This is a genomic window from Shimia sp. (genome assembly GCF_022448905.1).
Taxonomy (GTDB): Bacteria; Pseudomonadota; Alphaproteobacteria; order Rhodobacterales; family Rhodobacteraceae; genus Shimia.
Genome location: NZ_JAKVCW010000004.1, coordinates 24710 through 48662 on the forward strand (window position 1 = coordinate 24710; position 23953 = coordinate 48662).

Annotated in this window: 26 protein-coding genes and 1 pseudogene; 13 read left to right on the forward strand and 14 right to left on the reverse strand. The window is 57.2% G+C overall.

Annotation, left to right across the window (positions count from 1 at the left end; genetic code table 11):
• Positions 1–49 precede the first annotated feature (49 nt).
• From MK208_RS05175 to pcaF, 6 genes are read right to left on the reverse strand one after another with little or no spacing between them, the layout of a single operon-like run.
• Positions 50–1129 carry a 2Fe-2S iron-sulfur cluster-binding protein gene (locus MK208_RS05175; RefSeq protein WP_294114609.1) on the reverse strand — a complete coding sequence of 360 codons (1080 nt, stop codon included), beginning with the start codon at positions 1127–1129 and terminating at the stop codon, positions 50–52.
• Between the two features lie 12 nt (positions 1130–1141).
• Positions 1142–1621, reverse strand: coding sequence for a 1,2-phenylacetyl-CoA epoxidase subunit PaaD (paaD, locus tag MK208_RS05180; RefSeq protein WP_294114610.1), 480 nt, complete (start codon positions 1619–1621; stop codon positions 1142–1144).
• A 14-nt stretch (positions 1622–1635) separates the two neighbouring features.
• On the reverse strand, positions 1636–2403 hold the full coding sequence (gene paaC / locus MK208_RS05185) for a 1,2-phenylacetyl-CoA epoxidase subunit PaaC (protein ID WP_294114611.1): 768 nt from the start codon (positions 2401–2403) through the stop codon (positions 1636–1638).
• Complete coding sequence (gene paaB / locus MK208_RS05190; protein ID WP_132860101.1) at positions 2403–2687, reverse strand: 1,2-phenylacetyl-CoA epoxidase subunit PaaB; 285 nt, start codon at positions 2685–2687, stop codon at positions 2403–2405. The genes paaC and paaB overlap by 1 nt, the downstream gene beginning before the upstream one ends.
• Before the next feature lie 11 nt (positions 2688–2698).
• Positions 2699–3676: a 1,2-phenylacetyl-CoA epoxidase subunit PaaA gene (paaA, locus tag MK208_RS05195; RefSeq protein ID WP_294114616.1), complete on the reverse strand. Its 978-nt coding sequence runs from the start codon at positions 3674–3676 to the stop codon at positions 2699–2701.
• Between the two features lie 30 nt (positions 3677–3706).
• Complete coding sequence (gene pcaF, locus MK208_RS05200) at positions 3707–4912, reverse strand: 3-oxoadipyl-CoA thiolase (protein ID WP_294114617.1); 1206 nt, start codon at positions 4910–4912, stop codon at positions 3707–3709.
• A 537-nt stretch (positions 4913–5449) separates the two neighbouring features.
• Between pcaF and napF the strand changes: the two genes are divergently transcribed.
• The 10 genes and pseudogenes from napF (at position 5450) to MK208_RS05250 (ending at position 14710) form a co-directional block, all read left to right on the forward strand.
• Positions 5450–5989 carry a ferredoxin-type protein NapF gene (napF, locus tag MK208_RS05205; protein WP_294115227.1) on the forward strand — a complete coding sequence of 180 codons (540 nt, stop codon included), beginning with the start codon at positions 5450–5452 and terminating at the stop codon, positions 5987–5989.
• Positions 5990–5997: 8 nt separating this feature from the next.
• Positions 5998–6228: a chaperone NapD gene (locus MK208_RS05210; RefSeq protein WP_294114619.1), complete on the forward strand. Its 231-nt coding sequence runs from the start codon at positions 5998–6000 to the stop codon at positions 6226–6228.
• Between the two features lie 12 nt (positions 6229–6240).
• A pseudogene (gene napA, locus MK208_RS05215) lies at positions 6241–8730 on the forward strand (nitrate reductase catalytic subunit NapA).
• Positions 8731–8855: 125 nt separating this feature from the next.
• Complete coding sequence (locus tag MK208_RS05220) at positions 8856–9095, forward strand: hypothetical protein (protein WP_294114622.1); 240 nt, start codon at positions 8856–8858, stop codon at positions 9093–9095.
• Positions 9096–9131: 36 nt separating this feature from the next.
• Positions 9132–9593: a 4Fe-4S dicluster domain-containing protein gene (locus tag MK208_RS05225; protein ID WP_294114626.1), complete on the forward strand. Its 462-nt coding sequence runs from the start codon at positions 9132–9134 to the stop codon at positions 9591–9593.
• Positions 9590–10510 (forward strand): quinol dehydrogenase ferredoxin subunit NapH, encoded by a 921-nt coding sequence (gene napH, locus MK208_RS05230; protein ID WP_294114627.1) that lies wholly within the window; start codon positions 9590–9592, stop codon positions 10508–10510. The genes MK208_RS05225 and napH overlap by 4 nt, the downstream gene beginning before the upstream one ends.
• A gap of 20 nt (positions 10511–10530) precedes the next feature.
• Complete coding sequence (locus tag MK208_RS05235) at positions 10531–10965, forward strand: nitrate reductase cytochrome c-type subunit (protein WP_294114630.1); 435 nt, start codon at positions 10531–10533, stop codon at positions 10963–10965.
• 23 nt (positions 10966–10988) lie between these two features.
• Complete coding sequence (locus MK208_RS05240; RefSeq protein ID WP_294114633.1) at positions 10989–11702, forward strand: NapC/NirT family cytochrome c; 714 nt, start codon at positions 10989–10991, stop codon at positions 11700–11702.
• A gap of 518 nt (positions 11703–12220) precedes the next feature.
• Positions 12221–13024: a YihY/virulence factor BrkB family protein gene (locus MK208_RS05245; protein ID WP_294114636.1), complete on the forward strand. Its 804-nt coding sequence runs from the start codon at positions 12221–12223 to the stop codon at positions 13022–13024.
• Positions 13025–13108: 84 nt separating this feature from the next.
• Entirely contained in the window at positions 13109–14710 is a 1602-nt protein-coding gene (locus tag MK208_RS05250; RefSeq protein WP_294114637.1) for an AMP-binding protein, read from the forward strand.
• A gap of 5 nt (positions 14711–14715) precedes the next feature.
• Here the strand turns inward: MK208_RS05250 and MK208_RS05255 are convergent, their stop codons facing one another.
• From MK208_RS05255 to MK208_RS05275, 5 genes are all read right to left on the reverse strand, one after another.
• On the reverse strand, positions 14716–14949 hold the full coding sequence (locus tag MK208_RS05255) for an N-(5'-phosphoribosyl)anthranilate isomerase (RefSeq protein WP_294114639.1): 234 nt from the start codon (positions 14947–14949) through the stop codon (positions 14716–14718).
• A 147-nt stretch (positions 14950–15096) separates the two neighbouring features.
• On the reverse strand, positions 15097–15684 hold the full coding sequence (locus tag MK208_RS05260) for a TetR/AcrR family transcriptional regulator (RefSeq protein WP_294114640.1): 588 nt from the start codon (positions 15682–15684) through the stop codon (positions 15097–15099).
• Positions 15685–15867: 183 nt separating this feature from the next.
• The gene (locus tag MK208_RS05265; protein ID WP_294114642.1) at positions 15868–16944 is read right to left on the reverse strand and encodes a methyltetrahydrofolate cobalamin methyltransferase; all 1077 of its coding nucleotides are present in this window, start codon (positions 16942–16944) and stop codon (positions 15868–15870) included.
• Positions 16945–16955: 11 nt separating this feature from the next.
• Complete coding sequence (locus MK208_RS05270) at positions 16956–17879, reverse strand: methylenetetrahydrofolate reductase (protein WP_294114644.1); 924 nt, start codon at positions 17877–17879, stop codon at positions 16956–16958.
• 26 nt (positions 17880–17905) lie between these two features.
• Positions 17906–18202 carry a virulence factor gene (locus MK208_RS05275; protein WP_294114646.1) on the reverse strand — a complete coding sequence of 99 codons (297 nt, stop codon included), beginning with the start codon at positions 18200–18202 and terminating at the stop codon, positions 17906–17908.
• A 304-nt stretch (positions 18203–18506) separates the two neighbouring features.
• On the opposite strand from MK208_RS05275, the gene MK208_RS05280 reads away from it, so the two are divergent.
• Together MK208_RS05280 and MK208_RS05285 are read left to right on the forward strand one after the other, a co-directional pair.
• Entirely contained in the window at positions 18507–19619 is a 1113-nt protein-coding gene (locus tag MK208_RS05280; protein WP_294114647.1) for a Ppx/GppA phosphatase family protein, read from the forward strand.
• 69 nt (positions 19620–19688) lie between these two features.
• Positions 19689–20405: an RlmE family RNA methyltransferase gene (locus MK208_RS05285; protein WP_294114649.1), complete on the forward strand. Its 717-nt coding sequence runs from the start codon at positions 19689–19691 to the stop codon at positions 20403–20405.
• 8 nt (positions 20406–20413) lie between these two features.
• On the opposite strand, the gene MK208_RS05290 is transcribed toward MK208_RS05285, so the two are convergent.
• On the reverse strand, positions 20414–20644 hold the full coding sequence (locus MK208_RS05290) for a hypothetical protein (RefSeq protein WP_294114652.1): 231 nt from the start codon (positions 20642–20644) through the stop codon (positions 20414–20416).
• A gap of 120 nt (positions 20645–20764) precedes the next feature.
• Positions 20765–21670, reverse strand: a complete 906-nt coding sequence (locus MK208_RS05295) for a lauroyl acyltransferase (RefSeq protein ID WP_294114655.1) — start codon at positions 21668–21670, stop codon at positions 20765–20767.
• Between the two features lie 218 nt (positions 21671–21888).
• Between MK208_RS05295 and MK208_RS05300 the strand changes: the two genes are divergently transcribed.
• A complete protein-coding gene (locus tag MK208_RS05300; protein ID WP_294114659.1) occupies positions 21889–22593 on the forward strand; it encodes an acylneuraminate cytidylyltransferase family protein in 705 nt (234 codons plus the stop codon).
• On the opposite strand, the gene MK208_RS05305 is transcribed toward MK208_RS05300, so the two are convergent.
• Positions 22590–23918 (reverse strand): glycosyltransferase N-terminal domain-containing protein, encoded by a 1329-nt coding sequence (locus MK208_RS05305; RefSeq protein WP_294114660.1) that lies wholly within the window; start codon positions 23916–23918, stop codon positions 22590–22592. The genes MK208_RS05300 and MK208_RS05305 overlap by 4 nt on opposite strands.
• Positions 23919–23953: the final 35 nt, after the last annotated feature.

The window sequence follows — 23953 nt, forward strand, 5'->3', positions numbered from 1 at the left end:
TTTGGTGCTTGCGGAGAAAATAAAAGGGCGCCTTTGCCGCGCCCTTTTTTTATTGATCGTAGTCGACAACCACTTTGTCGGTGACCGGATAGGACTGACAACTGAGGATGAAGCCTTTTTCAACCTCATAGTCCTCCAGCGCGTGGTTGGTCATCATCTCAACTTCACCTTCGATGACGCGGCATTTGCAGGTCGAGCAGACGCCCGCCTTGCACGCATAGGGCGCGTCCATCGTGTTGGCGCGCGCGGCGTCCAGGATTGTGGTGTCGCGGTCCATCTCGATGGTCTGAGTGGCGCCGTCCAGGGTAATTTGGGCGGTAACCGCTTTGCCGGCATCTTCGGTGCTAGCAGCCTTGCGCTTGGCGCGGCCGGGTTGACCGGAGGCGAAGAGCTCGAATTTGATCTGGTCTTCAGAAAGACCGTGGTCTTTCAGTGCCTTCGCGATTCCCAGCATCATCGGCTCCGGACCACAGATGAAGGCGGTGTCCACAGAGTTGATGTCGATCCAGCCGGTTTGGAACAGCTGCGCGCATTTTTCTTCGGTGACCATGCCGGTGAAGAGATCAATCTCCTGCGCGTCGGTTTCCAGCACGTGGATCACGTTGAAACGGCCCATGTATTGGTTTTTCAAGTCCTCCAGCTCCTCGCGGAACATGATCGAGGTCACACCTTTGTTGGCGTAGATCAGGGTGAAGGAAGACTGCGGTTCTCGCGCCAGCGTGGTTTTGATCAGCGAGAGTACAGGTGTGATGCCGGAGCCGCCCGCAAAGCCTAGGTAAGTCTTGTCTGCGGTTGCATCGAGTTCGGTGAAGAAGCCGCCCATTGGAGGCATGGCCTGCACCGTGTCGCCAACCTTCAGTTCGGTGTTGGCCCAGGTGGAGAATGCGCCGCCGTCGACGCGCTTGATGCCAACTTGCAGGATGCCGTCGTCTTTGCCGGCGCAGATAGAATAGCTGCGGCGCAGTTCTTCGCCGTCAAAGTCGCGTTTGAAGGTCAGATATTGGCCTTGGGTGAAATCAAACGCTGCCGCTGCGCCGTTCACAGGCGCAAGCGTGACCACCACGGCGTCGCGGATGGTTTTGCGTATGTTGATGACCTCAAGGTCGTGAAAGCGCGCGGATTGGGCCATTCGGGTCTCTCCTCAGATGCACTTGAAATAGTCAAAAGGCTCCAGACAGGCGGTGCAGCGCCATTGGGCCTTACAGGGCGTAGAGCCAAATTGGCTCATTTTCTCAACAAGTTGGCTGCCGCAATGCGGGCACTTGTCGGGGCCGCCAGCGGGCTGGGGCGGGGCGATGCCATAGGCTTCCAGCTTGTCGCGGCCGGATTGGGTCATCCAGTCGGTGGTCCAGGCGGGGCTAAGTTTGCGACGCAGCTCAAGCTTCTCAATACCGTGGCCGCGCAGAGCAGTTTCGATGTCGAGATTGATGATGCTGGTCGCTGGGCAGCCCGAGTAGGTTGGCGTGACGGTCACGATCAGTGTGTCACCCTCGTAGTCCACGTCGCGAATGATGCCGAGATCGGTGAGGGAAATCACCGGGATCTCGGGGTCAGGCACCGCGTGCAGCCAGGTCCAGACCTGCGCCACGTCTGGTAAGCCAGTCTCCCGACCAGCAGACATATGCCGGTCGCCGATTACCACGTTGCGCCAGGATACGCGCGTTGCAGCCACTGCATTTGGGTCAGCAGGTGACCGAGATGCTCAGTGTGGGTTTTGCCGTTGCGACCACCTTTGTGGGCAAAGTCGCTGTCTGGAATGGTCAGGGTAGCCTCTGCAAACACTTTGCCGATCAGCGCGTCATATTCTGCGCGCAGGCTGGCTGGATCAGGCGCCACACCTGCCGCAGCCATGGCGGCGTCAACTTCATCAGAGACAAACATCTCGCCGACATAAGGCCATAGGCGGTCCAGCGCGGCCTGCATGCGCTTGTGGCTTTCCTCTGTGCCATCGCCGAGGCCGACCACGGTTTCGGCAGAACGCTCGACATGGTAGGCGGCTTCCTTGCTGGCTTTTTCTGCAATCTCTGCAACGGCTTGGTTGGAAGACTTCATCAAGCGCGGCAGAAGGATCGACTGATAGGCGTCAAACAGGAATTGGCGCATCAGTGTTTGCCCAAAGTCACCGTTTGGCAGCTCCAGAAGCAGCAGATTGCGAAAATCCCAGGCGTCGCGCAGGAAGGCGATGTCGTCGGCTGTTTTGCCGTCATCCATGACTTCGACGGCATAGCCGAGCCAGAGCTGGGTCTGACCAATCAGGTCCAGCGCGGTGTTGGCGAGCGCAATGTCTTCTTCCAGCACCGGCGCATGGCCGCACCATTCAGAAACCCGGTGGCCCAGAATGAGGGTGTTGTCGCCCATCCGCAGCAGGAACTGCGTGAGCATCTCCTTATCGACGTTTGCCATCACATGTGCCCCACTTCGTCAGGGATGTCGAAGAAGGTTGGGTGGCGGTAGATCTTGCTCTCGGACGGCTCATAAAGCGGGCCTTTTTCCGACGGGGAGGAGGCCGAGATGTTGTTGGCTTCCACAACCCATATCGACACGCCTTCGTTGCGACGGGTGTAGACGTCGCGGGCGTTTTTGATCGCCATCTCGGCGTCCGGCGCGTGCAGGCTGCCGACGTGACGGTGGCTCAGGCCGTGTTGGCCGCGAATGAAGATTTCCCAAAGGGGCCATTCTTTGCTCATGATCTCAGTCCTTATTCTGCGGCTGTTTTTGCGGCGCGTTTTTTCTCTGCGTGGGCCATCAGACCATCCCGCACCCAGGCACCGTCATCCCAAGCTTTGTTGCGGGCTTCCAGACGGTCGACGTTGCAGGGGCCGTTGCCTTTGAGCACGTCAAAGAACTCGGACCAGTCTGGGTCGGAATAGTCGTAACCGCCTTTTTCCTCGTTCCATGTCAGGTTTTCATCCGGAATGGTCAGGCCGAGGTATTCGGCTTGTGGCACGGTCTGGTCGACAAATTTCTGGCGCAACTCGTCGTTGGTGTTCATTTTGATTTTCCACGCCATGTTTTGCGTGGAGTGCACGGAGTCCTTGTCGGACGGGCCAAACATCATCAGGGATGGGTACCACAGACGGTTGAGCGCATCCTGCGCCATTTTCTTCTGTGCCTCAGTGCCTTGGGCCATCTTCATCATGATGTCGTAGCCCTGACGCTGGTGAAAGCTCTCTTCTTTGCAGATGCGGATCATCGCGCGGGAGTAGGGGCCATAGGAGGTGCGTTGCAGCGGAACCTGGTTCATAATAGCGGCGCCATCGACCAGCCAGCCGACCGCGCCGATGTCAGCCCAGTTCAGCGTGGGGTAGTTGAAGATGGAGGAATACTTCATCTTGCCGGACAGCAGCTGTTCGGTGAGGTCATCGCGGCTCACACCCAGCGTTTCGGCGGCGGCATAAAGGTAGAGGCCATGGCCAGCCTCGTCCTGCACTTTGGCGAGCAGGATCATTTTACGCTCCAGCGTTGGGGCGCGGGTGATCCAGTTGCCTTCCGGCAATTGGCCAACAATTTCGCTGTGCGCGTGCTGGCCGATCTGGCGGATCAGGGTTTTGCGATAGCCTTCCGGCATCCAGTCACGCGGCTCGACCTTGATGTCGGCATCGATCTTGGCCTGAAACTCTTTGAGTTGCTCCGGATCGTCGGTGGACGCCTCGGATTTGATCATCTGTGCATACATGACTGGGTTCCTCCTCAGGCTTGGGGTGCCTTAGACCCGTTCGAGAATGATGGCGGTGCCTTGGCCAACTCCGACGCACATGGTGCAGAGCGCATAGCGGCCGCCGGTGCGTTTGAGCTGGTAAGCGGCGGACATCACGATGCGTGCGCCGGACATGCCGAGCGGGTGGCCCAGCGCAATCGCGCCGCCTTGGGCGTTTACGTGGGGCGCGTCATCCGCCACGCCCAGTTCACGCAGGGAAGCAAGGCCCTGTGCGGCAAAGGCTTCGTTCAATTCTATCACATCCATCTGCTCGATAGTGAGTCCGGTACGGGCGAGCACTTTGCGGGTGGCTGGGACCGGGCCGATGCCCATCACGCGGGGCTCCACGCCTGCGGCGGCCATTCCCACAATGCGCGCGATCGGGGTCAATCCGTTTTTGGCGGCGGCAGCTTCAGTGGCCATCAGAATGGCGGCGGCGCCGTCGTTTACGCCAGAGGCGTTGCCTGCGGTGACCGAGAGGTCAGGACCGTTTACACCACGTAGTTTGGCGAGCTTGTCCACGCCAGTGCCTGGCCGTGGGTGTTCGTCGGTGTCCACGACCAGATCGTCACCCTTACGTTGGGGAATGGTCACAGGTGTGATTTCATTAGCGAAGTGACCGGCCTCATGCGCAGCAGCCCAGCGCGCTTGGGAGCGGGCGGCAAAGGCGTCCTGGTCTTCGCGGCTGATGTTGTAGTCTGCGGCGACGTTATCGGCGGTTTGCGGCATGCTGTCGATGCCGTATCGCGCCTTCATCTTCTTGTTCACAAAGCGCCAGCCGATGGTGGTGTCAAAGACTTCGTTGGCGCGGGAGAAGGCGGTTGTCGCCTTCGGCATCACAAAAGGCGCGCGGGACATGCTTTCAACACCACCTGCGATGGCGAGATCATAGTCGCCAGCGCGCAGTCCGCGGGAGGCCATGCCCACCGCATCCATACCAGACGCGCAAAGGCGGTTGATGGTGGTGCCCGGCACATCGGTTGGAAGACCCGCGAGCAGGGCTGCCATACGGGCTACGTTTCGGTTGTCTTCCCCAGCTTGGTTTGCGGAACCGTAGATCACGTCATCCAGAGACGCCCAATCAACTTGCGGGTTGCGGTCTACTAACGCCGCAATTGGAAGTGCAGCGAGGTCGTCGGTGCGAACCGAAGAGAGCGCGCCACCGTAGCGGCCAATTGGGGTGCGGGTCGCGTCGCAGATGAAAGCTTCGGTCATAGTGTCTCCGTGGCAGTGGTTCCGGTCCTGTTCGCATTAGCCGACCGTATGGTTGGGATATAGTGCCCTGCGATTCGAAGCAATTAAAATGTTACGATCGTGTTAGGGTAAAGTAATTATGGTAACGTTTTGGTGTGGTGTGTCGCAAAATTCCGGGCGTCGGTGAGCGGTGCACGAATCCTAAGATGCCCGATGGAAACAGAGGTAAACCATGCTGCTCAAATGGCTCGAAATCGCGATGTTGAGTCAAAATGATCCAGTCTGGTTTGCCCGTTGCAAAAGGGAATTTGAGCGTGGGGAACGGCAATTGTGATACATATAAAAAAGCGTATGTGTATCGCGCCTATTCCTGCTTAGCGTGCAGTTTTTGTGAGCAAATGGCCAGTCCTTTGCTCCGTTAAATCTGTTCTTTGACGGCTTTCACTTCCACGGCATGATTAAAGTAAATTACAGGCAATCGTTTTGCAGCAAACCTGACCTCACTACGAGGTAGCAGGAAAACATCAGCAGGTGTTTACGTGGCAAGAATGACGACCCATTCGCCCCAAAGACGCGAGTTTTTGCGGGGGGCATTTTGACAAAAGCGATTTTCTACGTCCACCCGGGGCGTTGGATTTGGCGTCTTTTGTCGAGACCTGCACGCGATGTGGGGACTGCGCCGCCAACTGCCCGCAAGCAATCATCACAGCTGATGAAGACGGCTTTCCTATGGTCGACCTTAACGCCCGTGGATGCATCTTTTGCGGTGAATGCGCTGAGGCGTGCCAACCCGCAGCTATTCTACCCACACAAACTTGGTCTTACCGTGCCGTTGTCAGTGACAATTGTCTGTCGCTGCAAGGCGTGACCTGCCGCAGCTGCGAAGATCATTGTGATGAGAGCGCGATCCGTTTCCGGTTGATGACCGGTGGACGGTCTGCGCCACTTATTGACCTAGAAACCTGTACCGGATGTGGCGCCTGTGTGGCGCCTTGCCCGTCTGATGCCATCACCGTTGAGCGCCCAGCGTCTCAACATACCGCCAGCCCATCAACTGCCAGCGAGATCAACGAATGTACAATATCTGCGGATGCCTAGTCCACGCGATGCCTGAAAAAACGCCGGCCGTTGTGTCGGCGATCGAAGCGTCTGAGGGGTGCGAAGTGCACGCCCATGAGGACGGACGCATCGTGGTGACGGTGGAAGATACCGACACCCGGCGCGCGTCCGAAATCATCATGGACATGCACCAGATCCCCGGCGTGATCACGGTCACGCTGACTTATCACCATTTTGAACCAAGCGGCGCAGATGCGACCGCATCCCAAGCGCTCTAAGGAGGACCAGCCATGACATTGCCAACGTCCCGTCGCACATTTTTGAAAGCCTCTGCCGCAGCCGCCACGGCGTCTGCAGCGGGCATCACTTTGCCGAAAGAGGCCCAGGCGCAGGTGGGGACCCCTGACATCCGCTGGGACAAAGCGCCGTGCCGTTTCTGCGGCACCGGATGTTCTGTTCTGGTTGGTACCAAAGAGGGGCGGGTGGTTGCGACCCAAGGTGATCCGAAGGCGCCTGTGAACCGGGGACTGAACTGTATCAAAGGCTACTTCCTGTCCAAGATCATGTATGGCGAAGACCGTCTGACCACGCCGTTGTTGCGTAAGACGGGCGGTGTCTATGACAAAGAGGGCGAGTTCACCCCGGTGAGCTGGGAAGAAGCCTTTGATGTCATGGCGGAGAAGTGGAAGGCTGCGCTGGCCGACAAAGGCCCAACCGGTATTGGCATGTTTGGCTCCGGTCAGTGGACCGTTTGGGAAGGTTATGCCGCGGCCAAGCTGATGAAAGCGGGCTTCCTGTCCAACAACATTGATCCTAACGCGCGCCACTGTATGGCGTCTGCTGTGGTGGGCTTCATGCGCGCCTTTGGGATTGACGAGCCCATGGGCTGCTACGACGACCTTGAGCATGCAGACACCTTTGTGCTCTGGGGCTCCAACATGGCGGAGATGCACCCGATCCTCTGGTCGCGTCTGACCGACACCCGTCTGACCAAGCCAGGTGCGCAGGTGCATGTGCTTTCGACTTTTGAGCATCGTTCGTTTGAGTTGGCCGACAACGGCATGATCTTCACGCCCCAGACCGACCTCGCGATCCTGAACTTCATCGCCAACTACATCATCGAAAATGATGCGGTGAACTGGGACTTCGTGAATGAAAATGTGAACTTCACCAAAGCCGTGACCGACATCGGCTATGGCCTGCGCGATGAGCACCCGCTGCAACAGGCGGCCGCAAACCCGAACAACGGCAAACTCGAGAGCATCGATTTTGAAGCCTACAAAGAGTATGTCTCTGAATACACGCTTGAAAAAACAGCCGAAATCTCTGGTGTTTCCGAAAACGCGCTTCTGCGCCTCGCGCAGCAATATGCGGATCCAGACCGCAAGGTGATGTCGCTCTGGACCATGGGCTTCAACCAGCACACGCGCGGGTCTTGGGTGAATGGCCTGATGTACAATGTGCACCTGCTGACCGGCAAAATCTCTGAGCCCGGCAACTCGCCATTCTCCCTGACAGGTCAGCCATCGGCCTGTGGTACGGCGCGTGAAGTGGGTACCTTTGCCCACCGACTGCCGGCGGACATGGTTGTGGCCAATGATGAGCACCGGGCGATTTCTGAGAAGAAGTGGAAGCTGCCTGCCGGTATCCTGAACGCCAAAGTGGGTTCCCACGCGGTGAAACAGAACCGTGACCTGAAAGACGGCAAGATCAACGCCTATTGGGTGCAGTGTAACAACAACATGCAAGCCGCACCGAATATGAATGAGGAAGGCTACCCGGGGTATCGTAATCCGGACAACTTCATCGTTGTGTCTGACCCATACCCAACAGTGACCACATTGGCCGCCGACCTGATCCTGCCAACCGCGATGTGGGTGGAAAAAGAAGGCGCCTATGGCAACGCCGAGCGTCGGACACAATTCTGGCGTCAGCAAGTGGATGCGCCGGGTGAAGCCAAGTCTGATGTGTGGCAGTTGATGGAGTTCTCTAAGCGCTTCACCACCAATGAGGTGTGGCCTGCGGAAATTCTCGACGCCAATCCGGAGTACAAAGACAAGACTTTGTTTGAAGTGTTGTTTGCCAACGGTCAGGTCGACAAATATGGTCTGGACGAGCTGCAGGAAGGCTTCGCCAACGATGAATCCAACCACTTCGGGTTCTACGTGCAGAAAGGGCTGTTTGAGGAGTATGCCTCCTTCGGTCGCGGCAAGGCGCACGATCTGGCGGAATTTGACACCTACCACAAAGCGCGTGGCCTACGTTGGCCTGTCGTGGACGGCAAAGAAACGCTTTACCGCTTCCGTGAAGGGTACGACCCATATGTGCCCGAAGGCGAGGGCGTGAAGTTCTACGGACACAAGGACGGCAAGGCCAAGATCATCTTTGCGCCATATGAACCGCCAGCTGAAGCACCGGATGACGATTTCAATCTGTGGCTCGTGACAGGTCGTGTTCTGGAGCATTGGCACTCTGGTTCCATGACCCGCCGTGTGCCGGAACTGCACCGTTCCTATCCATACGCGCAAGTGTTCATGCATCCAGAGGATGCACGGGAGCGTGGTCTGCGCCGGGGTTAGGAAATCGTGATCTCCACCCGCCGGGGGGACATGCACAGCCGTGTAGAAACCCGTGGTCGGAACAAGATGCCAAAAGGCGTGGTGTTTGTGCCGTGGTTTGACGAAGGCCAGCTGATCAACAAGCTGACTTTGGACGCCACATGTCCGCTCTCCAAAGAGACCGACTTCAAAAAATGTGCCTGCAAGGTTGAGCGCGTCTAAGCGCACTTCCAACAGGATCGAAAGCTAGAGCCATGTTCGCTACGTCGACACAGCCAAAGAATCCCGCCCGGCGCCGCTTCCTTCAGGATGCTGCGCGCGGAACGGCAGGCTGTGCGGTGGCGGGCATGACACTGGCGTGGTTCATCAAAGACGCGCGAGCGTTGCCGGACCGTGCCATTCGCCCGCCTGGGGCTTTGCCAGAAGACGACTTTTTGGCCGCCTGTATCCGTTGCGGTCTGTGTGTGGGGGATTGTCCTTATGACACGCTGGTTCTGGCTGAACTGGGTGTCGATGGGGCTGCGACCGGTACTCCATTTTTCACCGCCCGCGATATACCGTGCGAGATGTGTGAGGACATTCCTTGAGTGGCTGCCTGCCCGACTGGGGCGCTGGACAAAAGCTTGACCGACATTGACGACAGCCGCATGGGGCTGGCGGTGCTTATTGATCAGGAAAACTGCCTGAACGCCTTGGGCCTGCGCTGTGATGTGTGTTACCGCGTCTGTCCGGTGATTGACGAGGCCATCACGCTGGAGCGGCGACACAATGAACGTTCCGGCCACCATGCGATCTTTATGCCTGTGGTGCATTCGGACCACTGCACGGGGTGTGGCAAATGTGAAAAATCCTGCGTGTTGCCGGGCGAGGCCGCGATCAAGGTGTTGCCGATCCGTATGGCGCAGGCCGATCAGGCGGATCACTACAAACGCAGCTGGGAACAGCGCCCCGACATCGTGGATGAGATTATCGACCTACCGGATCGACTGCCGGGCGCGGGCACAGATAATCTAGCTGCACCAGGCGGTTTTGAGCCGACCTTCAAGTTGCCAATAGGCGCAACTATGGGAGGGGTGGGGCAATGAGTGACAAGACTGCACTGCCGGTAGGCGCCGAAGCTATTCGCGACAAAGGCTATTGGTTGGCCTACCGTTTCCTGATTTTGCGCCGCGCGAGCCAAGCGTTTTTCTTGAGCCTGTTTTTGCTCGGGCCTTGGTTTGGCATCTGGTGGGTGAAAGGCAATCTCAGCGGATCTCTGACGTTTGATTTTCTGCCGTTGACCGACCCGTTCATCGCGCTTCAGGGCATGGTGGCCGGACATTGGCCGGAGCTGACTGCCCTGATTGGTGCGGTGATAGTTGGCGTGACATATGCCCTGATTGGCGGGCGTGTTTATTGCAGCTGGGTTTGCCCCATAAATCCGGTGACGGACGCGGCCAGTTGGTTGCATCGCAAGTTGGACCTGCCGAAAGGTTGGCAGCCCAAGCGCGGCACCAAGTATTTCATGCTGGCCATGGTCCTCGGCGTGAGTGTTCTGACCGGCACCGTCGCCTGGGAGTTTGTGAACCCAATTTCCATGCTGCACCGCGGACTGATCTTTGGTGTCGGCTTTGCCTGGGCCCTGGTCCTTGGTGTGTTCATGTTTGACCTGCTGCTGGCCCGTCGTGGCTGGTGCGGGCACCTGTGCCCGGTCGGGGCTTTCTATGGCCTGTTGGGCAGCAAGTCTCTCTTGCGGGTCACCGCGCAAAAACGCGCGGCCTGTGATGATTGTATGGACTGCTTTGCGGTCTGTCCGGAAATGCAGGTGATCACCCCTGCGCTGCGTGGCAAGGACGCGGACACCCCGCTGATCCTGTCGCCTGATTGCACAAATTGTGGCCGCTGCATCGATGTGTGCTCGGTCGACGTTTTCCACTTTACCCATCGATTTGACGAGACGCCCGCGCCGGGGCGTGTCCGAGACCGAACCAACCCAGCGCCAAAGGTCGGCAAAGCCGCCTGAGAAGCTAAGGAGAAAGAAAGATGAAAAAACATCCCCTCATCAGTGCCCTGACGGCAGCGGCCATTGTTCTTGGCAGCGGGTTTGCCGTCGCGGATCAGGCAAGCGGTGTGAAATCTCTACGCAATGATCCGATTGATGCCTCCAACCGTCTGGACGAGCCGTTGCACCAGCAGTCCGGACGCGTGGCGCGGAACTATCGTCAACAGCCACCGCTGATCCCACACACTGTCGATCAATACCAAATCGACCTGAGCGCCAACCAGTGTTTGGCTTGTCACGACTGGACCAAAGCGGGTGAGCGCGGGGCGCCAACTCTGTCGATGACCCACTACTTGGGCCGTGAAGGCCAGCAACTGGACGAAGTGGCCGGTACACGTTGGTTCTGTAACCAATGTCACGTGCCGCAAGCCAACGCGCCTGCGCTGGTTGAAAACGAATTTGAGCCGTCCAACTGACGCCCGGAAGAAGGAAGGTAGCTATGTCTGATCAAGACAATCCCACCGGTAAAAAGCCCGGATTTTTCCGTCGCACCTGGAGGACGCTGTGGTCTCCGACGTCTGTGTACTCGTTGGGTGGTCTGCTGTTTGGCGGGTTTCTGGCCGGTATTCTGTTTTGGGGCGGGTTCCACTGGTCGCTGGAACTGACCAACACCGAAGAGTTCTGTGTGTCCTGTCATGAGATGGAGCGCAATTTCGAGGAATACACAGAAACCATCCACTACAATAACCGCTCTGGTGTGCGGGCGACCTGTCCGGATTGTCACGTGCCCAAAGAATGGCAGCACAAGATCAAAGCCAAGATCCTCGCGTCCAAAGACCTGTATCACACCGTAATGGGCACCATCGACACCGAGGAAAAATATGAAGAGCATCGTCTTTCGATGGCTTCTGCCTCTTGGGTGAAGATGAAGAAAAGCGACAGCCGTGAGTGCCGGAACTGCCACAAGTTCACCTATATGGACTTCACTGTGCAGGAAAACCGTGCCGCTGCACAACACCAGCTGGCCTTGGACGAAGGCAAGACCTGTATCGACTGTCACCAGGGCATCGCGCACCGACTGCCTGAAAATTATCTGAAGACCTATGAAGAGGTTACTGCGGAGCTGGAAGGTGAGATTGTCGTGCCGGAAAATCCGGGACGTGACGTCGCCGCGGCGGGCAGTGAGATCAAGGGGTATCTGGCCGCCAACTGATCCGTTTGTTGTTTTGAGAATTGAGAGCGCCTCCGACTTGGAGGTGCTTTTTTTGTTAGGGGACCACAACGCAAAGCGCCGATTGCTCGGGTGGGAGCAACCGGCGCTGGCCTTGTGTCCGTGAGTGGTCTGACTTGGGTTCAGACCGGCACCTAATGTCAAGGCGTAACGCTTGGTGCCGACAACCAACTCCAGCAGGGGGAGGAGGAGGGAGATAGTGAAGTTGGTCGTTGTCGTCGCACCACCAATTGAGGGAGGGAGTGAGGTGGCGATGCGGGTCTTCTGGAGGAGTGGTGCGGCGTTGTCCCCAGGCCGTGTCGTCCTCTGTGATACTGATATGGGAAAGGGGTAAACAAATCCTTTTGGAGTTTAGGAAATGTCTTTGTGATTTTGCGCCAATCGCAACGTGGTTTTGTTTTTGCCCTTATCCTGCTTGACCTTTGGGGACGGCTTGGAGGACAAAAGCTTAAGAGAGGCGGGCACTTATGAGACATCTGGTTAACAGTCTACAGGCCACCGTGGCGCGGTTCACCGCCAAAAACGGCTTTATGCGCAGTTCACATTTAACGCTGTCGTTTGTGTTCGCGCTGTTTCCGTTTTGCTTGTTTGCCCTTTCTTTGGCTGGTGTCCTGAGTCCTCAGGCGCAAGTGGACGACATCATCGACTTTGCCATTGGCGCTTGGCCGGATGCGATTGCAGGACCGATAAAGCACGAACTCAGAGCAGTGCTGCAGTCTGCGAGCTCAACGCTTACCCTTGGTGCTGTTTTGGCAATTATTTTTGCCTCAAACGGTGTAGATGCCATACGCTTGGTGATCACAGACGCTTACCGCGAAACCGACCCACGCCCATTTTGGAAAGTCCGCGCACTAGCAGTTTTGTTTGTTGTGGTGGGCAGTGCATTACTCACAGTGGCGGGTGTGATCAGCGTGATTGTGCCCATCGCCATACACTTCTTTGACGACCTGGTGCCGTGGCTGGATCAATCGATCCTGAGTAACGATCAGTTTCGGCAAGCCACAATTTTTGGCGTAACCATGTTCTACCTATATGCGTGCCACAGGTGGCTCCCAGGGGTGCCACATAAGGCAAAAAGTCTGTGGCCAGGCGTCTTGCTTTGTTTGGTTCTTTGGTATGTGGCATCGAAAGCCTTCACTTTCTACATCAGCAGCTTCTCGACCTATTCCGTGACCTATGCTGGCCTGGCCGGGATCATGTCCGCGTTGGTCTATCTCTATCTGATGTCAGCAATTTTTGTGCTTGGCGCAGAGTTTAACGGCCAATTAATGGACGAAGCTCGCGCACGCGGCGAACCCGTATAACTACGGCCAACGGTACGTCACTCTTGTTGTTGCCCCCGGGCTGTCGTTGGGTACGCTCCGAGATGGGGAAGAGGAGATTTCGCGATGGTTGAAACCATTGGAGCGTTGTTTGATGCGCGGGCTAAGGCGTTTTCAAACCATAGCTTTTTGCAGGTGCCTGCCAATGCGGCGCGCAACTATCATCCGGATGGCTATCTGTGCACCTATGGGGAGGCGGCAAAGGGTGTGTCCGAGATGGTGGCTAGACTTTCCGATGCTGGCTACGGCCACGGGCACCGGATTGCCGTGTTGCTGGAGAACCGCCCGGAGATGCTCCTGATCAAACTGGCACTGGCAAAGCGCGGGATCAGTTGGGTGCCGGTGAACCCGGACTATCGTCCTGCTGAAGTGGCGTATCTCTTGCAAGACAGCGCGGCGAATTTGGCGTTGGTGGCGCCTGAGTTGGCTGAGTTGATGGCGGCTGGGATCGCGGAGAGCGGGTTGGACGTGCCAACCGTCGAGATGACGGAAAGCCTGCCGGAATTGCCGCAAGCTAAGCGATCTGCGCCGACTGACCAAACGGTAAGTGGCGCAACAGAGGCGAGTTTGATCTACACCTCCGGCACTACCGGACGACCAAAGGGCTGCATCATGAGCCACGCTTATGAAGTGGAGATGGGGCAGTGGTATGCTTCGCGTGGTGGGCTGATTGAGTTTGAGGCAGGTGTGACCAAGGTCTATTGCCCGCTGCCGCTGTTCCATGTGAACGCTGCGATCCTGCTGTTTATGGCGGTGATCGACACTGGCAGCGCGCACATCATTCCCGAACGTTTCCGCGCCAGCGCCTGGTGGCGCGAGTTGGCAGAAACGGGTGCGACAGCGGCGCATTATCTTGGCATCATCATTCCGGCCTTGATGAACCGAGAGCCGGAAGAATGGGAACAAAAACATCAAGTTAAATGGGCTGTGGGGGCGGGGGTCGAGCCAACGTTACACCGTCCATTTGAAGAGCGGTTTGGCTTCCCGTTGATTGAGGTCTGGGGCATGTCCGAGATGTGTCGCATGTTGGCGGATTGTCATGAGCCACGCAGCATCGATACCCGCGCGATGGGACGGCCTCAGCCGGGATTGGACATTCGTGTGGTCGATGAGAAAGACGTCGAGGTTCCACGCGGTGTGCCGGGGGAGATGACATTGCGATACAGTGCCGAGACACCCAGACGGGGCGCATTTTCGGGATACCTGAACCTGCCGGACGCCACCGAAGAGGCTTGGCGCGGTGGCTGGTTTCACACCGGTGACACCGTGGTGATGGACGAGTCAGACATGGTGACGTTTATAGATCGCAAGAAAAACATCATTCGGCGGTCTGGGGAGAACATCGCTGCAGCAGAGATTGAGGCCTGTTTGCAAGACCACCCAAAGGTCGATCGCGTGGCAGTTGTTGCGGTTGCAGATGCGATGCGCGACGAGGAGGTTATGGCCTGTATTCAAGTACTTGGCGCAGTGGACGACGCACTAGCCCAAGAGCTGTTTGACTGGAGTTTTGAGCGGTTGGCCTACTACAAGGCGCCGGGGTGGATCCGGTTCATGGATGATATTCCGGTAACCGGTACGCAGAAAATTCAAAAACACAGTCTGTTTGGTAAACAAGGCACAGAGACGGATGGCGCCTTTGATTTCCGGTCCCAAAAGAAGCGGGGATAGCTCGTTTAACAGATGATCTTGAACGAACCGGTCGTGCACAGAATGATGAAGTCACGGTCGGTTTCGATCAGATGCCAGCCGCGTTTTCGCACCGCAAGCTCCAAAGCGGCGCGTCCACATTCTGCTTCAACATCCTGAATGCGGCGGCGCACGGCGCCGGCCTCTCCGGATTTGAAGGAGGAAAACACCTGGTCCAGCCAATTTTGGCCGGTGGTCGTATGTGACAAAGTGGCCTGCATGGACTCACTGTGATGGTAAACTGGTGAATCTCGGGTTAATCGATCCGCTAAAGTTGCGTGTTTGGTGGAAGTGCGGTTTGGATCGGGGCGGAAGACTGTCTCTTACCAAATGGTAAGTCGGAGGCGCCTTGCCATTTGGTAAGGCTCCTAGTCAGCGTCCAGAAAAGCTTTGAGCTGGGCCGCAACTGCTTTTTGGCGCGCGGATTTCTGAGCGGCGGTATCCTCGTTGCGCAAAAAGGCAGCAAGAGCATCCTCGGAGATCAGAAGGTATTGCGCGCTGCCAATCACGCCATAAAGCCCCAGCAACAATTCCATATCGGTGGCCGCCTTTTTTGCGGGCACCGCGCGTGCCAAATCCAGCAGCGCTTTGAGGTAGGGTTTCAATGGCGCAACGCCGGTTTCTGTGGTGCTGTCCAAAAGGTTGCGCAGGATCAGGCGGGCGTCTGCTGTGCTGTCCGTCTCGCCGCCGAGAAGGTCTTGAAAATGCAGGATAAGGCGCAGCTTTGGGGAGACGTCAGGCGTGTCGTTGAGCGACGCCAGTAGGCGGTCTGTAAGCGCCTCCAGCGCCGTGTTGTAGAGCGCGTCTTTGGTACCAAAGTGATGCAGCAACGCCTGTTTGGTCACGCCTGCGGTTTTGGCCAGATTGGCCAGGCTCAGCCCGTGATAACCGTGGTTGGCAAACCCTTCGGTGGCGAGGGTGATGTAACGGTCGCGGGCGGGGGACGGCTGAGACATGATAGGGTCCTGCGTAGCTCGGTTTCTGAAGCTAATCTTACCGGATGGTAGGAGCTTGCCAATTGGTAAGCCATGTCTACTTCGAAAGTACTGACCAAACGGTAAACGGCGGCGCAAACCCTGCAGACAAAGAAAAAAGGGCGGGAAAATCCCCGCCCTTTGAGTGTTCGAAATGTGGGAGGTTTAGGCGCGACGGCGGCGGCCACCACCGCGCCGTCCGCGGCCACTTTCACCTTCTGCCGCAGGTGGCTTATTAAATTTGATCCACTCAGCGCCGCCTTCGTCGTTGTTGGTGAGGAAGTTGGCGGCGCGGATGGCCTCCATTTCCTTGCCTGCACGCGCTTTGGTGGAGCCCAGTCCAAACATCTGGCAGAAGGCCTCGTCGTCCATGCCTTCCGGCAGGATGATGCCCGCGGCTTCAACTTCGGCCTTTTTCTCGGCCAGCTTTTTAGGGCCGACGGGCAGGGCGATCGGGTTCATGATCGCGCTGGTCATGCCAGTGGCCATCGCCATTGGCAGGAACGCATTGTTGATGCCGTGACGGTTTGGCAGGCCAAAGGAGATGTTGGACGCGCCACAAGTTGTATTCACACCCAGCTCGTTGCGCAGGCGGTTGTTGAGTTCAAACACCTGCAAGCCAGCCGTGCCCATGGCGCCGATCGGCATCACCAGCGGGTCGACAACGATGTCATGGGCCGGGATGCCAAAGTCTGCGGCCCGTTCAACGATCTTTTTCGCGACGGCAAAGCGGACTTCCGGGTCTTCGGAGATGCCGGTGTCGTCGTTGGAGATCGCCACAACAGGCACGTTGTATTTCTTCACCAAGGGCAGAACAATTTCCAGCCGCTCTTCTTCGCCGGTGACGGAGTTCAACAGCGGGCGGCCTTTGGCCACTTCCAAACCGGCTTCCAGCGCACCAGGCACGGAGCTGTCGATACAGAGCGGGCAGTCGGTGACTTCCTGCACTTTTTCCACGAGCTGGCGCATCAGGTCCGGCTCAACAAAGTTGTTGTCGGCATAGCGCGGGTCTTCGGCCATTTTGTTGGAGAACACTGCGCCAGAGTTGATGTCGAGCACGGTGGCTCCAGCCGCTACCTGCGCAATCGCGTCGGCCTGCACACGGGAGAAGTCGCCCGCTTCAAGCTCCGCGTTCAGGATTTTGCGGCCCGTTGGGTTGATGCGTTCGCCAATCACGGTGAACGGTTGATCAAAACCCATGATCGCGGTTTTTGTTTGTGATTCAATAACGGTACGGGTCATATTTAATCCTGTCAGACTTTCGCAGGCTGCGCCGAGGCACCGCCGTTTTCAATGGCCCAGTTGGCGTTGGTCTTTATGCCGCCAAGTGGGAAGAAATGCACCGAGTCGATGTTGAACTCGGGATTGGCCGCTTTGTGGTTGGCCAGATCGGTCAGCACCTCGGTTGGCTCATACGGCAGCAGCAGTTTGGACACATCCATAGCGCGTTTTTGCAGCACCTTAAGGGACGGTCCCACGCCACAGGCGATGGCAAATTTGATCAACGTTTGCAGCTTGGCCGGGCCGGCGATGCCAATGTGGATCGGAATATCGACACCTGCCGCTTTCACGCCGTTGGCCCATTCGATGATTGGCGCGGCCTCAAAAGCAAACTGGGTTGCAATGGCCATTTTGGCGTCAGAGCGCTGGGAGAAATCCTGTTTCCATTGTAGCGCGGCGTCGACATTGGCAGAGCCACCGGACGGATCGATGTCTTTGTTGCCTTCGGGATGCCCTGCGATGTGCAGGCGCTCAAAACCGGCTTTGTCAAACAGACCGGTGTCCAGGAGCTGCATGGAGTCAGAGTATTCGCCGTGTGGTTCGGCCACACCACCAGCCAGCATCAGGCCTTGTTTGACGTCGGCTTCGCCCTGATACATGGCGATCCAGTTTTCCAGCGTGGCTTTGTCCTTGATGATGCGCGCCGGGAAATGAGGCATGACGTCATAGCCTTCGGCCGCGATGCGACGGGCTGTATCGACCATGTCTTCAATGGGCGTGCCTTCGATATGGGCAATGTAAACGCGCGTGCCAGCAGGCAAGAGGGCGCGGAAGTCTTCCACCTTGGCCGCCGTGCGCGGCATAACCTCAATGGAATAGCCCTTCAGAAAGGCTTCCATTTCTGGCGTAGTGGTTTTGACCTCCTCGGTCTTGCGCTTGAAATTCAACAAAGCCATTGCGGCCTCCCAAAAAGAGGGGCGTGTCATGCCCAGCCTTCATTGTTGATCAGCGCTTTGAGCCGCTCCTGATCAAACTCTGCCTCAAGCCGGGCCACCTCGCTTTCAACGATGGCACCTGGCTCGCCCTCCACAGGATAGGGATCCCCCTTGCGCCATTCCGCCAAGTAGGCGTCGGTATCCGACGCGCCCACCTTCATTGCCGCGCGGTCGATGGCCTGTTCAAAGCGTTCGGCCAAAGGTTTTTTCGCGCCGCGGCGCCCTTTGCCCACAATCACTTGAGCAGGAATATCGCGCCAGTAGACAATGGTGACGTCAGGCATGGGTTTGATTCCTCCGGTATCGGTTCTTCATTCCTAGGACAGGGTTCTCGACCGATTTGGCTCAATTTCGACAATAGGACAGCGTAACGCGACCTTGGGGTTTGTTGTGGGGGCTTTGTAGCCAGAGGCAGCCCTGCTTGGCTATGGGGCGGGCTGTGAATTCTTTGCATGAAGAAGATGAGGGGCGGCGGGTGCCCATCACACGTGGCCGGGTGTCCATCACAAGTGAATGTCGTCGAAACGGGATTGCGCGGGGCAGGGGGACGCACTACGTTGAGAGTAACACGAAATGGAGGGCGTAACGATGGCGCCCAAGCGTCCCAAAGGTGCGGGCGCGTTCCCTAAACCGGTTGAGAGCCCCGCGCCGAAACCGTCCGATCCCAGCGCGCTTTACGCTGCGCTAGATCTGGGCACAAACAGTTGCCGCATGTTGATTGCCCAACCCAAGGGCAGTCAGATCCATGTGGTGGACAGCTTTAGCAAGTCTGTCCAACTGGGTTCCGGGCTGGAAAGCACAGGACGCCTGTCGCGTGGCAGTATGCGACGCACGATCCAGGCCATGCGCATCTGTCAGCAAAAACTGAAGCGTCACAAAGTCAAAAGCATGCGGCTTGTGGCGACTGAGGCCTGTCGGCGCGCCAAAAACGCGCGCGAATTTGTGCGCCAGGTGCGGCGCGAGACCGGGCTGCAGTTGGAGATCATCCAACCGGAGGAAGAAGCCCGTTTGGCGGTGATCTCCTGCGCGCCTTTGGTGAGCACCAAGACCGAACAGCTTTTGGTCGTGGACATTGGCGGCGGCTCTACGGAGCTGGTCTGGATGGACCTGACATCGGTACCCCCTCTGGAACGGGCGCGGGCCATTATGCGGTTGCGCAGTGGGTTTCATTCGGCGGACAGTCCCTTTCCGGCGGCGAAAGTGGTGGATTGGATTTCTGTGCCTTTGGGAGTCGCCACGCTGCGCGATCAGTTTCGCGATGTCGAAGACGACTCGGCACGCTTTGCCCTGATGAGCTGGTTTTTTGAGGAAAACCTCAGTGAGTTTGCGCCCTACAAAGATGCGCCGCCGAGCGAAGGGTTTCAGATCATTGGCACCAGCGGCACGGTGACTACGGTAGCCGCGAGCCATCTGGGTTTACGCCGTTACGACCGCACCAAGGTGGATGGGCTGCGCATGACCAGCGAGCAAATCGACAAAGTTATTCGCGGATATCTTGATCTTGGCCCCAAAGGACGCAGGGCGGACCCGCGCATTGGGCTGGACCGGCAGGCCTTGATCATGAGCGGCTCTGCAATTTTGCAGGCGCTTTTGCGCTGTTGGCCCACGGATAGGCTTTCGGTTGCAGACCGTGGCCTGCGCGAGGGGCTGCTTTATGCGCAGATGAGCGCGGATGGCGTGCTTGAGGACGGCCCGTTTTAAGACGGTTGCCCTTGAGCACAGCGCAAAAATGACTAGAAGGCTTTGTTTCAAAGCAATGTGGTGACGGAAATGGCCAAGAAACCTACCGGTAAAAATACTTCGGGACGTGGACAGCGGGATTTGACCATCAAGGTGAAGTCGGCGCGGGGGCGTAAACTGTCATCCACACGTTGGCTGCAACGCCAGCTTAACGACCCCTATGTGGCCCGCGCCAAGGCCGAAGGCTATCGCGGACGCGCGGCGTTCAAGATTATGGAACTGGACGATAAGTTCCGCTTCCTTGTACCGGGCGCGCGTGTGGTAGATCTTGGTTGTGCGCCAGGAGGCTGGCTGCAAGTAGCCGTGCCGCGCATCAATGCGTTGGGTGAAAAGTCCGGCAAGAAAGTTGGCACCCTATTGGGCATCGACTTGCAGGAAGTTGAAGCTGTTGCCGGCGCGGATATTCACCAGCTCGACTTTATGGACGAAGGCGCGGACGACAAGGTCAAGGAATGGCTGGGCGGCAAGGCCGATGTGGTGATGAGCGACATGGCCGCGTCTAGCTCTGGTCACAAGCAGACTGACCACCTCAAAATCATGGCGCTGTGTGAAACCGCTGCCTATTTTGCCTTTGATGTGCTGGAAGAGGGCGGCACCTTTGTGGCCAAAGTGCTGGCCGGGGGCGCGGAAGGGGAGCTTCAAAAGCTGTTGAAGCAGAAGTTCACCAAGGTTGCGAATGTGAAACCACCGAGCAGCCGTTCCGACAGCTCGGAGAAATTTGTTGTTGCGACAGGGTTTAGGGGCTGACCAATCGGTCAGTTCGCGCGTAGCAGAGAGTTAGACGCGGACTTCAGCATCCGGTCCGTGTTGAACTCAAACTCCACTTCCAGAGCTTCAGAGCCTTTGGCTTGAACCTTTGGCTTTGGCGCAACTCTAACCACATTCGCCGGCTTCTTCTTTGCTGCGAGGTTTTGCTGACGTATCAGCTCCCACAGGCGGGCATGACGGGACGGCGCTGCGGCCGCAGCTTGGGGCGCGTGATACATTGGATGTCTCCTTAGGCAGCTTGTGTGGCCAAAAGTTTGCAGAAAAGGCCACAGTTTAGCTATGCGCGCCGCCTGTGGTCAAAGTGGCGCGCAAATGTGGAGATTTTGGGGAATTGCGCTTTAGTTGCCGCGCGCCCGGTCCTCGTCTGTGTCATTGCCGGCGTCGCGCCACCGATTATGAGTCCACATCCACTGACCAGGGTGACGACGCACTATGGCCTCCAAGCTGTCATTCAGCCTTTGGGTCATTTCCTGCGCATTTGTGTGGGGAATGGGCGCTTCGGTTTCGATCACAAAGCTGCCATCTGGTTGTCGAATGCCGTAACAAGGAACCAAGTCCACTTTGTACTTTAAAGCCAATTCAGCAGCGGATTCCGCCGTGCGAGCTGGTTTCCCCATAAAATCATAGATGGGGGCTTCATTAATACGCTGGTCGTGTACGATGCCGACAAACCAACCGCCACGCAGGTGCTTGAGCATATTGGACATGCCGCGACGCCCCCGTTCGAACATCGGTTCACCAAAGTCGGCCATGGCAGCGACGTAGTGTTCGTTGAAAAAGGGGTTCGACATACGCTTATAGAGAACACCAATAGGCATGCCGCGAGACAAGAAAGATCCGCGCACAGCTAGATAGTTGCCAAAATGCCCAGTCACCAACAGCGCAGCTTTGCCGTCTTTATGTGCCTGCTCCAATACTGCGTTGCCGGGGCCCTCAATTTTCGCAGCCGCCGCGCGTTCTTGAAACTCTTTTCCGGAATAGGTCTCCATCAGCATGCGGCCCATCGATTGTGCCACTTCATGTACGATTTTCTCGCGGTCTGCTGTGGAAAGCTCGGGCATCGCCAAATCAAGGTTGGCGCGGATGCGACGACGGTTGCCAGAAAGCGGTGCCAGAACGTGGTCCGCCAACCAGGCCACTGTGTTCATACGTGTATCGTAGGGTAATTTGAGCATCAGGGACAAAAAGCCCCGAATGACGGCGTCGCTCAGCTTGTAGCCAAAATCGTTCTTGGAAGTGCTCATATGCTGCCTGCGCCCTGCATGTTCTACATCAATGTGTCGCGCGATACTTAAGTTTCAAAGACCAGCGGCGCAAGCGGGATGCGGCAAATTGCGATTGCACCACCGCGGGGTGCGTCGTAACACCAAGGGAAAGCCCTGTCCGGCCATTATGCGGCTGTGTTGGGTGACACTTAGCTCGAATGGCGTGCTTTTGCGGTGCGTGAAGAGGGGAACGACACATGATTCTTGGACACATTGGCGCGCGCAGAGGCTCCAAAGGCGTGCCTGGCAAGAATTTTCGCGAAATTCAAGGCAAGCCGCTGATAGATTGGTCTTTGGATATGTTGTTTGCACATCCGAAAGTAGACGCTGTTGTGGTCTCGACGGACGATGAAGAGATTTACGCGCATGCAATTGCGAAAGGCGCTTTGGAGATTGGTTTGCGTCCTGCGGAGCTGGCAACAGACACTGCGCCGAAATGGGGGGTATGGCAGCATGCGCTGGAGGCCAGTGAGCAGGCGTTGGGCCAACAAGTCTCTGCGTTTTTGGATCTGGATTGCACAAATCCATTGCGGGTTCCAGAGGACATAACTGGGGCGTTGTCTCTGTTTGAAACCGAGAAGCCGGACATGGTGATGAGCGTGTGTGAGGCACGAAAAAACCCATATTTTAATTTGGTCGAGCCAGATGAAGATGGGGCGCTTCAGGTCTGCAAAAAGCTGCCGGGTGGCGTTTGGGCGCGCCAGTCAGCGCCCAAAGTCTATGAACACGTCGGCTGTGTCTATGTGGTGGCACCGGAATATCTGCAGACAGCAAAGACCATTTACGAAGGGCGGGTTTTGCCGTTTGAAATCCCCTCAATTCGGGGGTTCGATATCGACGAGCCGCATGATTTTGGGCTGGTGCAGTACCTGCTTGGCGAGTTGAACGCAGGTCGTCTTTAATTATGTGATTTCGCTGCTGCGAGCGCGTTCGGGATCGCTTGCAGCAGTTTCTGCGTGCCGCCCGCATGGTCCTCAAAGAATGCGTTGATTTCGGCCTCAGATGGTGTGAAATCTCCTGAAAGCGCCTCAGCTAAAGCAGCTGCATCAGCTTCTGCACAGGCTACGCCGGCGGCCTTTGCCTCTTCAAAAGGGTACTCGATCGTCCAGGTTTCCGGTCCGGTGATCACCGGTTTTTTGAGCGCCAATGGCTCGATGATGTTGTGCGCGCCCGCCGGGACAAAACCGCCGCCCACCACAGATTTGTCGGCCATGGAGAGATAGAAATACATCTCTCCGAGACTGTCGCCAAAGAAGATGTCGGGTTGCGCGTTGGGGGGAGGGGTGTCCGTGATGGCTTCGGCGGAAATGGCTTTCGGCAAAGCGGCGGAGCGGCGCAGAACGTCAAAACCTTCAGTGACCAGCATGTCATGAATTTCGTCAAACCGCTCTGGCCGACGAGGGACGTAAACAAACAATGGTTTGGTGGCTGAAGTTGCTAGCATCTTCTTCATCGTCGCGATGTAAAGGGCGTCTTCGCCTTCCACGGTGGAACCAAAAGTCACAACCGGTCGCTTCGAAGCCCCAATCCAGTCACGCGCTACTGGGCCGGCCGCTGTCAAGTGCGGCGGAATGGGTTGGTCAAAGCGCAGTTCGCCGGTGACGTGAATGTTAGGCACGTTGACGGCGGCAAAACGCTCCGCTTGCAAGTCAGATTTCACAAAGGCCCCCGCAAACTGGGCCATAACAGCAGAGCGCAAGCCAAATGACTTCTGGTCTTTGACAATGGACTTGGAGGGGTATTGCGCGTTGCACATAAAGAGAGGCACACCCGCACGTTTGGAAGCCATCACCATACGCGGCCAAATTTCGATCTCCATCACAAGGCCAAACTTGGGCGCGAAGGTTTTGAAAAAGCCGCGAAACGCCCAGGAGGTTTCCAACGGTACCCAGACGCTTTGAAGCTGGCCTTTGGCGATAGCTTCGGCAAACACCGTTTGGGTCTCACGACGGCCTGCCGGAGTGAACTGTGTGACCACGACCTTTTCACCCCGGTTCAAAAACGCTTCGATCAGCGGTACCGCGCTGCGCAATTCGCCCAGCGATACCGCATGCACCCAAACGGCTCCCTGCATAGGTGTTTTATAGCGGCCAAACCGCTCACTCAGATGTTGACTGTAGAGTGTATCCTTGCGGCCTCGGCGTCGTAGGTAGGCAAGAACCAGCGGCAAGAAGAGATGCCACAGAAGCGACCAGAGCCCAAGAAAAGCTCGTAATTTCAGGGGCATGGGGGTGCATTCCTAACTTGCAGGGCGCCGAAGCG

What these genes read in the sequence shown, in the direction of transcription:
- MK208_RS05240 (WP_294114633.1), top strand. Translation starts at nt 10,989, where the DNA reads ATGTCTGATCAAGACAATCCCACCGGTAAAAAGCCCGGATTTTTCCGT.
- napH (WP_294114627.1), top strand. Translation starts at nt 9,590, where the DNA reads ATGAGTGACAAGACTGCACTGCCGGTAGGCGCCGAAGCTATTCGCGAC.
- MK208_RS05305 (WP_294114660.1), bottom strand. Translation starts at nt 23,918, where the DNA reads ATGCCCCTGAAATTACGAGCTTTTCTTGGGCTCTGGTCGCTTCTGTGG.
- MK208_RS05255 (WP_294114639.1), bottom strand. Translation starts at nt 14,949, where the DNA reads ATGCAGGCCACTTTGTCACATACGACCACCGGCCAAAATTGGCTGGAC.
- paaB (WP_132860101.1), bottom strand. Translation starts at nt 2,687, where the DNA reads ATGAGCAAAGAATGGCCCCTTTGGGAAATCTTCATTCGCGGCCAACAC.
- MK208_RS05250 (WP_294114637.1), top strand. Translation starts at nt 13,109, where the DNA reads ATGGTTGAAACCATTGGAGCGTTGTTTGATGCGCGGGCTAAGGCGTTT.
- paaD (WP_294114610.1), bottom strand. Translation starts at nt 1,621, where the DNA reads ATGTCTGCTGGTCGGGAGACTGGCTTACCAGACGTGGCGCAGGTCTGG.
- MK208_RS05290 (WP_294114652.1), bottom strand. Translation starts at nt 20,644, where the DNA reads ATGTATCACGCGCCCCAAGCTGCGGCCGCAGCGCCGTCCCGTCATGCC.
- MK208_RS05295 (WP_294114655.1), bottom strand. Translation starts at nt 21,670, where the DNA reads ATGAGCACTTCCAAGAACGATTTTGGCTACAAGCTGAGCGACGCCGTC.
- MK208_RS05270 (WP_294114644.1), bottom strand. Translation starts at nt 17,879, where the DNA reads ATGGCTTTGTTGAATTTCAAGCGCAAGACCGAGGAGGTCAAAACCACT.
- MK208_RS05280 (WP_294114647.1), top strand. Translation starts at nt 18,507, where the DNA reads ATGGCGCCCAAGCGTCCCAAAGGTGCGGGCGCGTTCCCTAAACCGGTT.
- paaA (WP_294114616.1), bottom strand. Translation starts at nt 3,676, where the DNA reads ATGTATGCACAGATGATCAAATCCGAGGCGTCCACCGACGATCCGGAG.
- MK208_RS05260 (WP_294114640.1), bottom strand. Translation starts at nt 15,684, where the DNA reads ATGTCTCAGCCGTCCCCCGCCCGCGACCGTTACATCACCCTCGCCACC.
- MK208_RS05210 (WP_294114619.1), top strand. Translation starts at nt 5,998, where the DNA reads ATGCCTGAAAAAACGCCGGCCGTTGTGTCGGCGATCGAAGCGTCTGAG.
- MK208_RS05220 (WP_294114622.1), top strand. Translation starts at nt 8,856, where the DNA reads ATGACACTGGCGTGGTTCATCAAAGACGCGCGAGCGTTGCCGGACCGT.
- paaC (WP_294114611.1), bottom strand. Translation starts at nt 2,403, where the DNA reads ATGGCAAACGTCGATAAGGAGATGCTCACGCAGTTCCTGCTGCGGATG.
- pcaF (WP_294114617.1), bottom strand. Translation starts at nt 4,912, where the DNA reads ATGACCGAAGCTTTCATCTGCGACGCGACCCGCACCCCAATTGGCCGC.
- MK208_RS05265 (WP_294114642.1), bottom strand. Translation starts at nt 16,944, where the DNA reads ATGACCCGTACCGTTATTGAATCACAAACAAAAACCGCGATCATGGGT.
- MK208_RS05175 (WP_294114609.1), bottom strand. Translation starts at nt 1,129, where the DNA reads ATGGCCCAATCCGCGCGCTTTCACGACCTTGAGGTCATCAACATACGC.
- MK208_RS05300 (WP_294114659.1), top strand. Translation starts at nt 21,889, where the DNA reads ATGATTCTTGGACACATTGGCGCGCGCAGAGGCTCCAAAGGCGTGCCT.
- MK208_RS05235 (WP_294114630.1), top strand. Translation starts at nt 10,531, where the DNA reads ATGAAAAAACATCCCCTCATCAGTGCCCTGACGGCAGCGGCCATTGTT.
- MK208_RS05275 (WP_294114646.1), bottom strand. Translation starts at nt 18,202, where the DNA reads ATGCCTGACGTCACCATTGTCTACTGGCGCGATATTCCTGCTCAAGTG.
- MK208_RS05285 (WP_294114649.1), top strand. Translation starts at nt 19,689, where the DNA reads ATGGCCAAGAAACCTACCGGTAAAAATACTTCGGGACGTGGACAGCGG.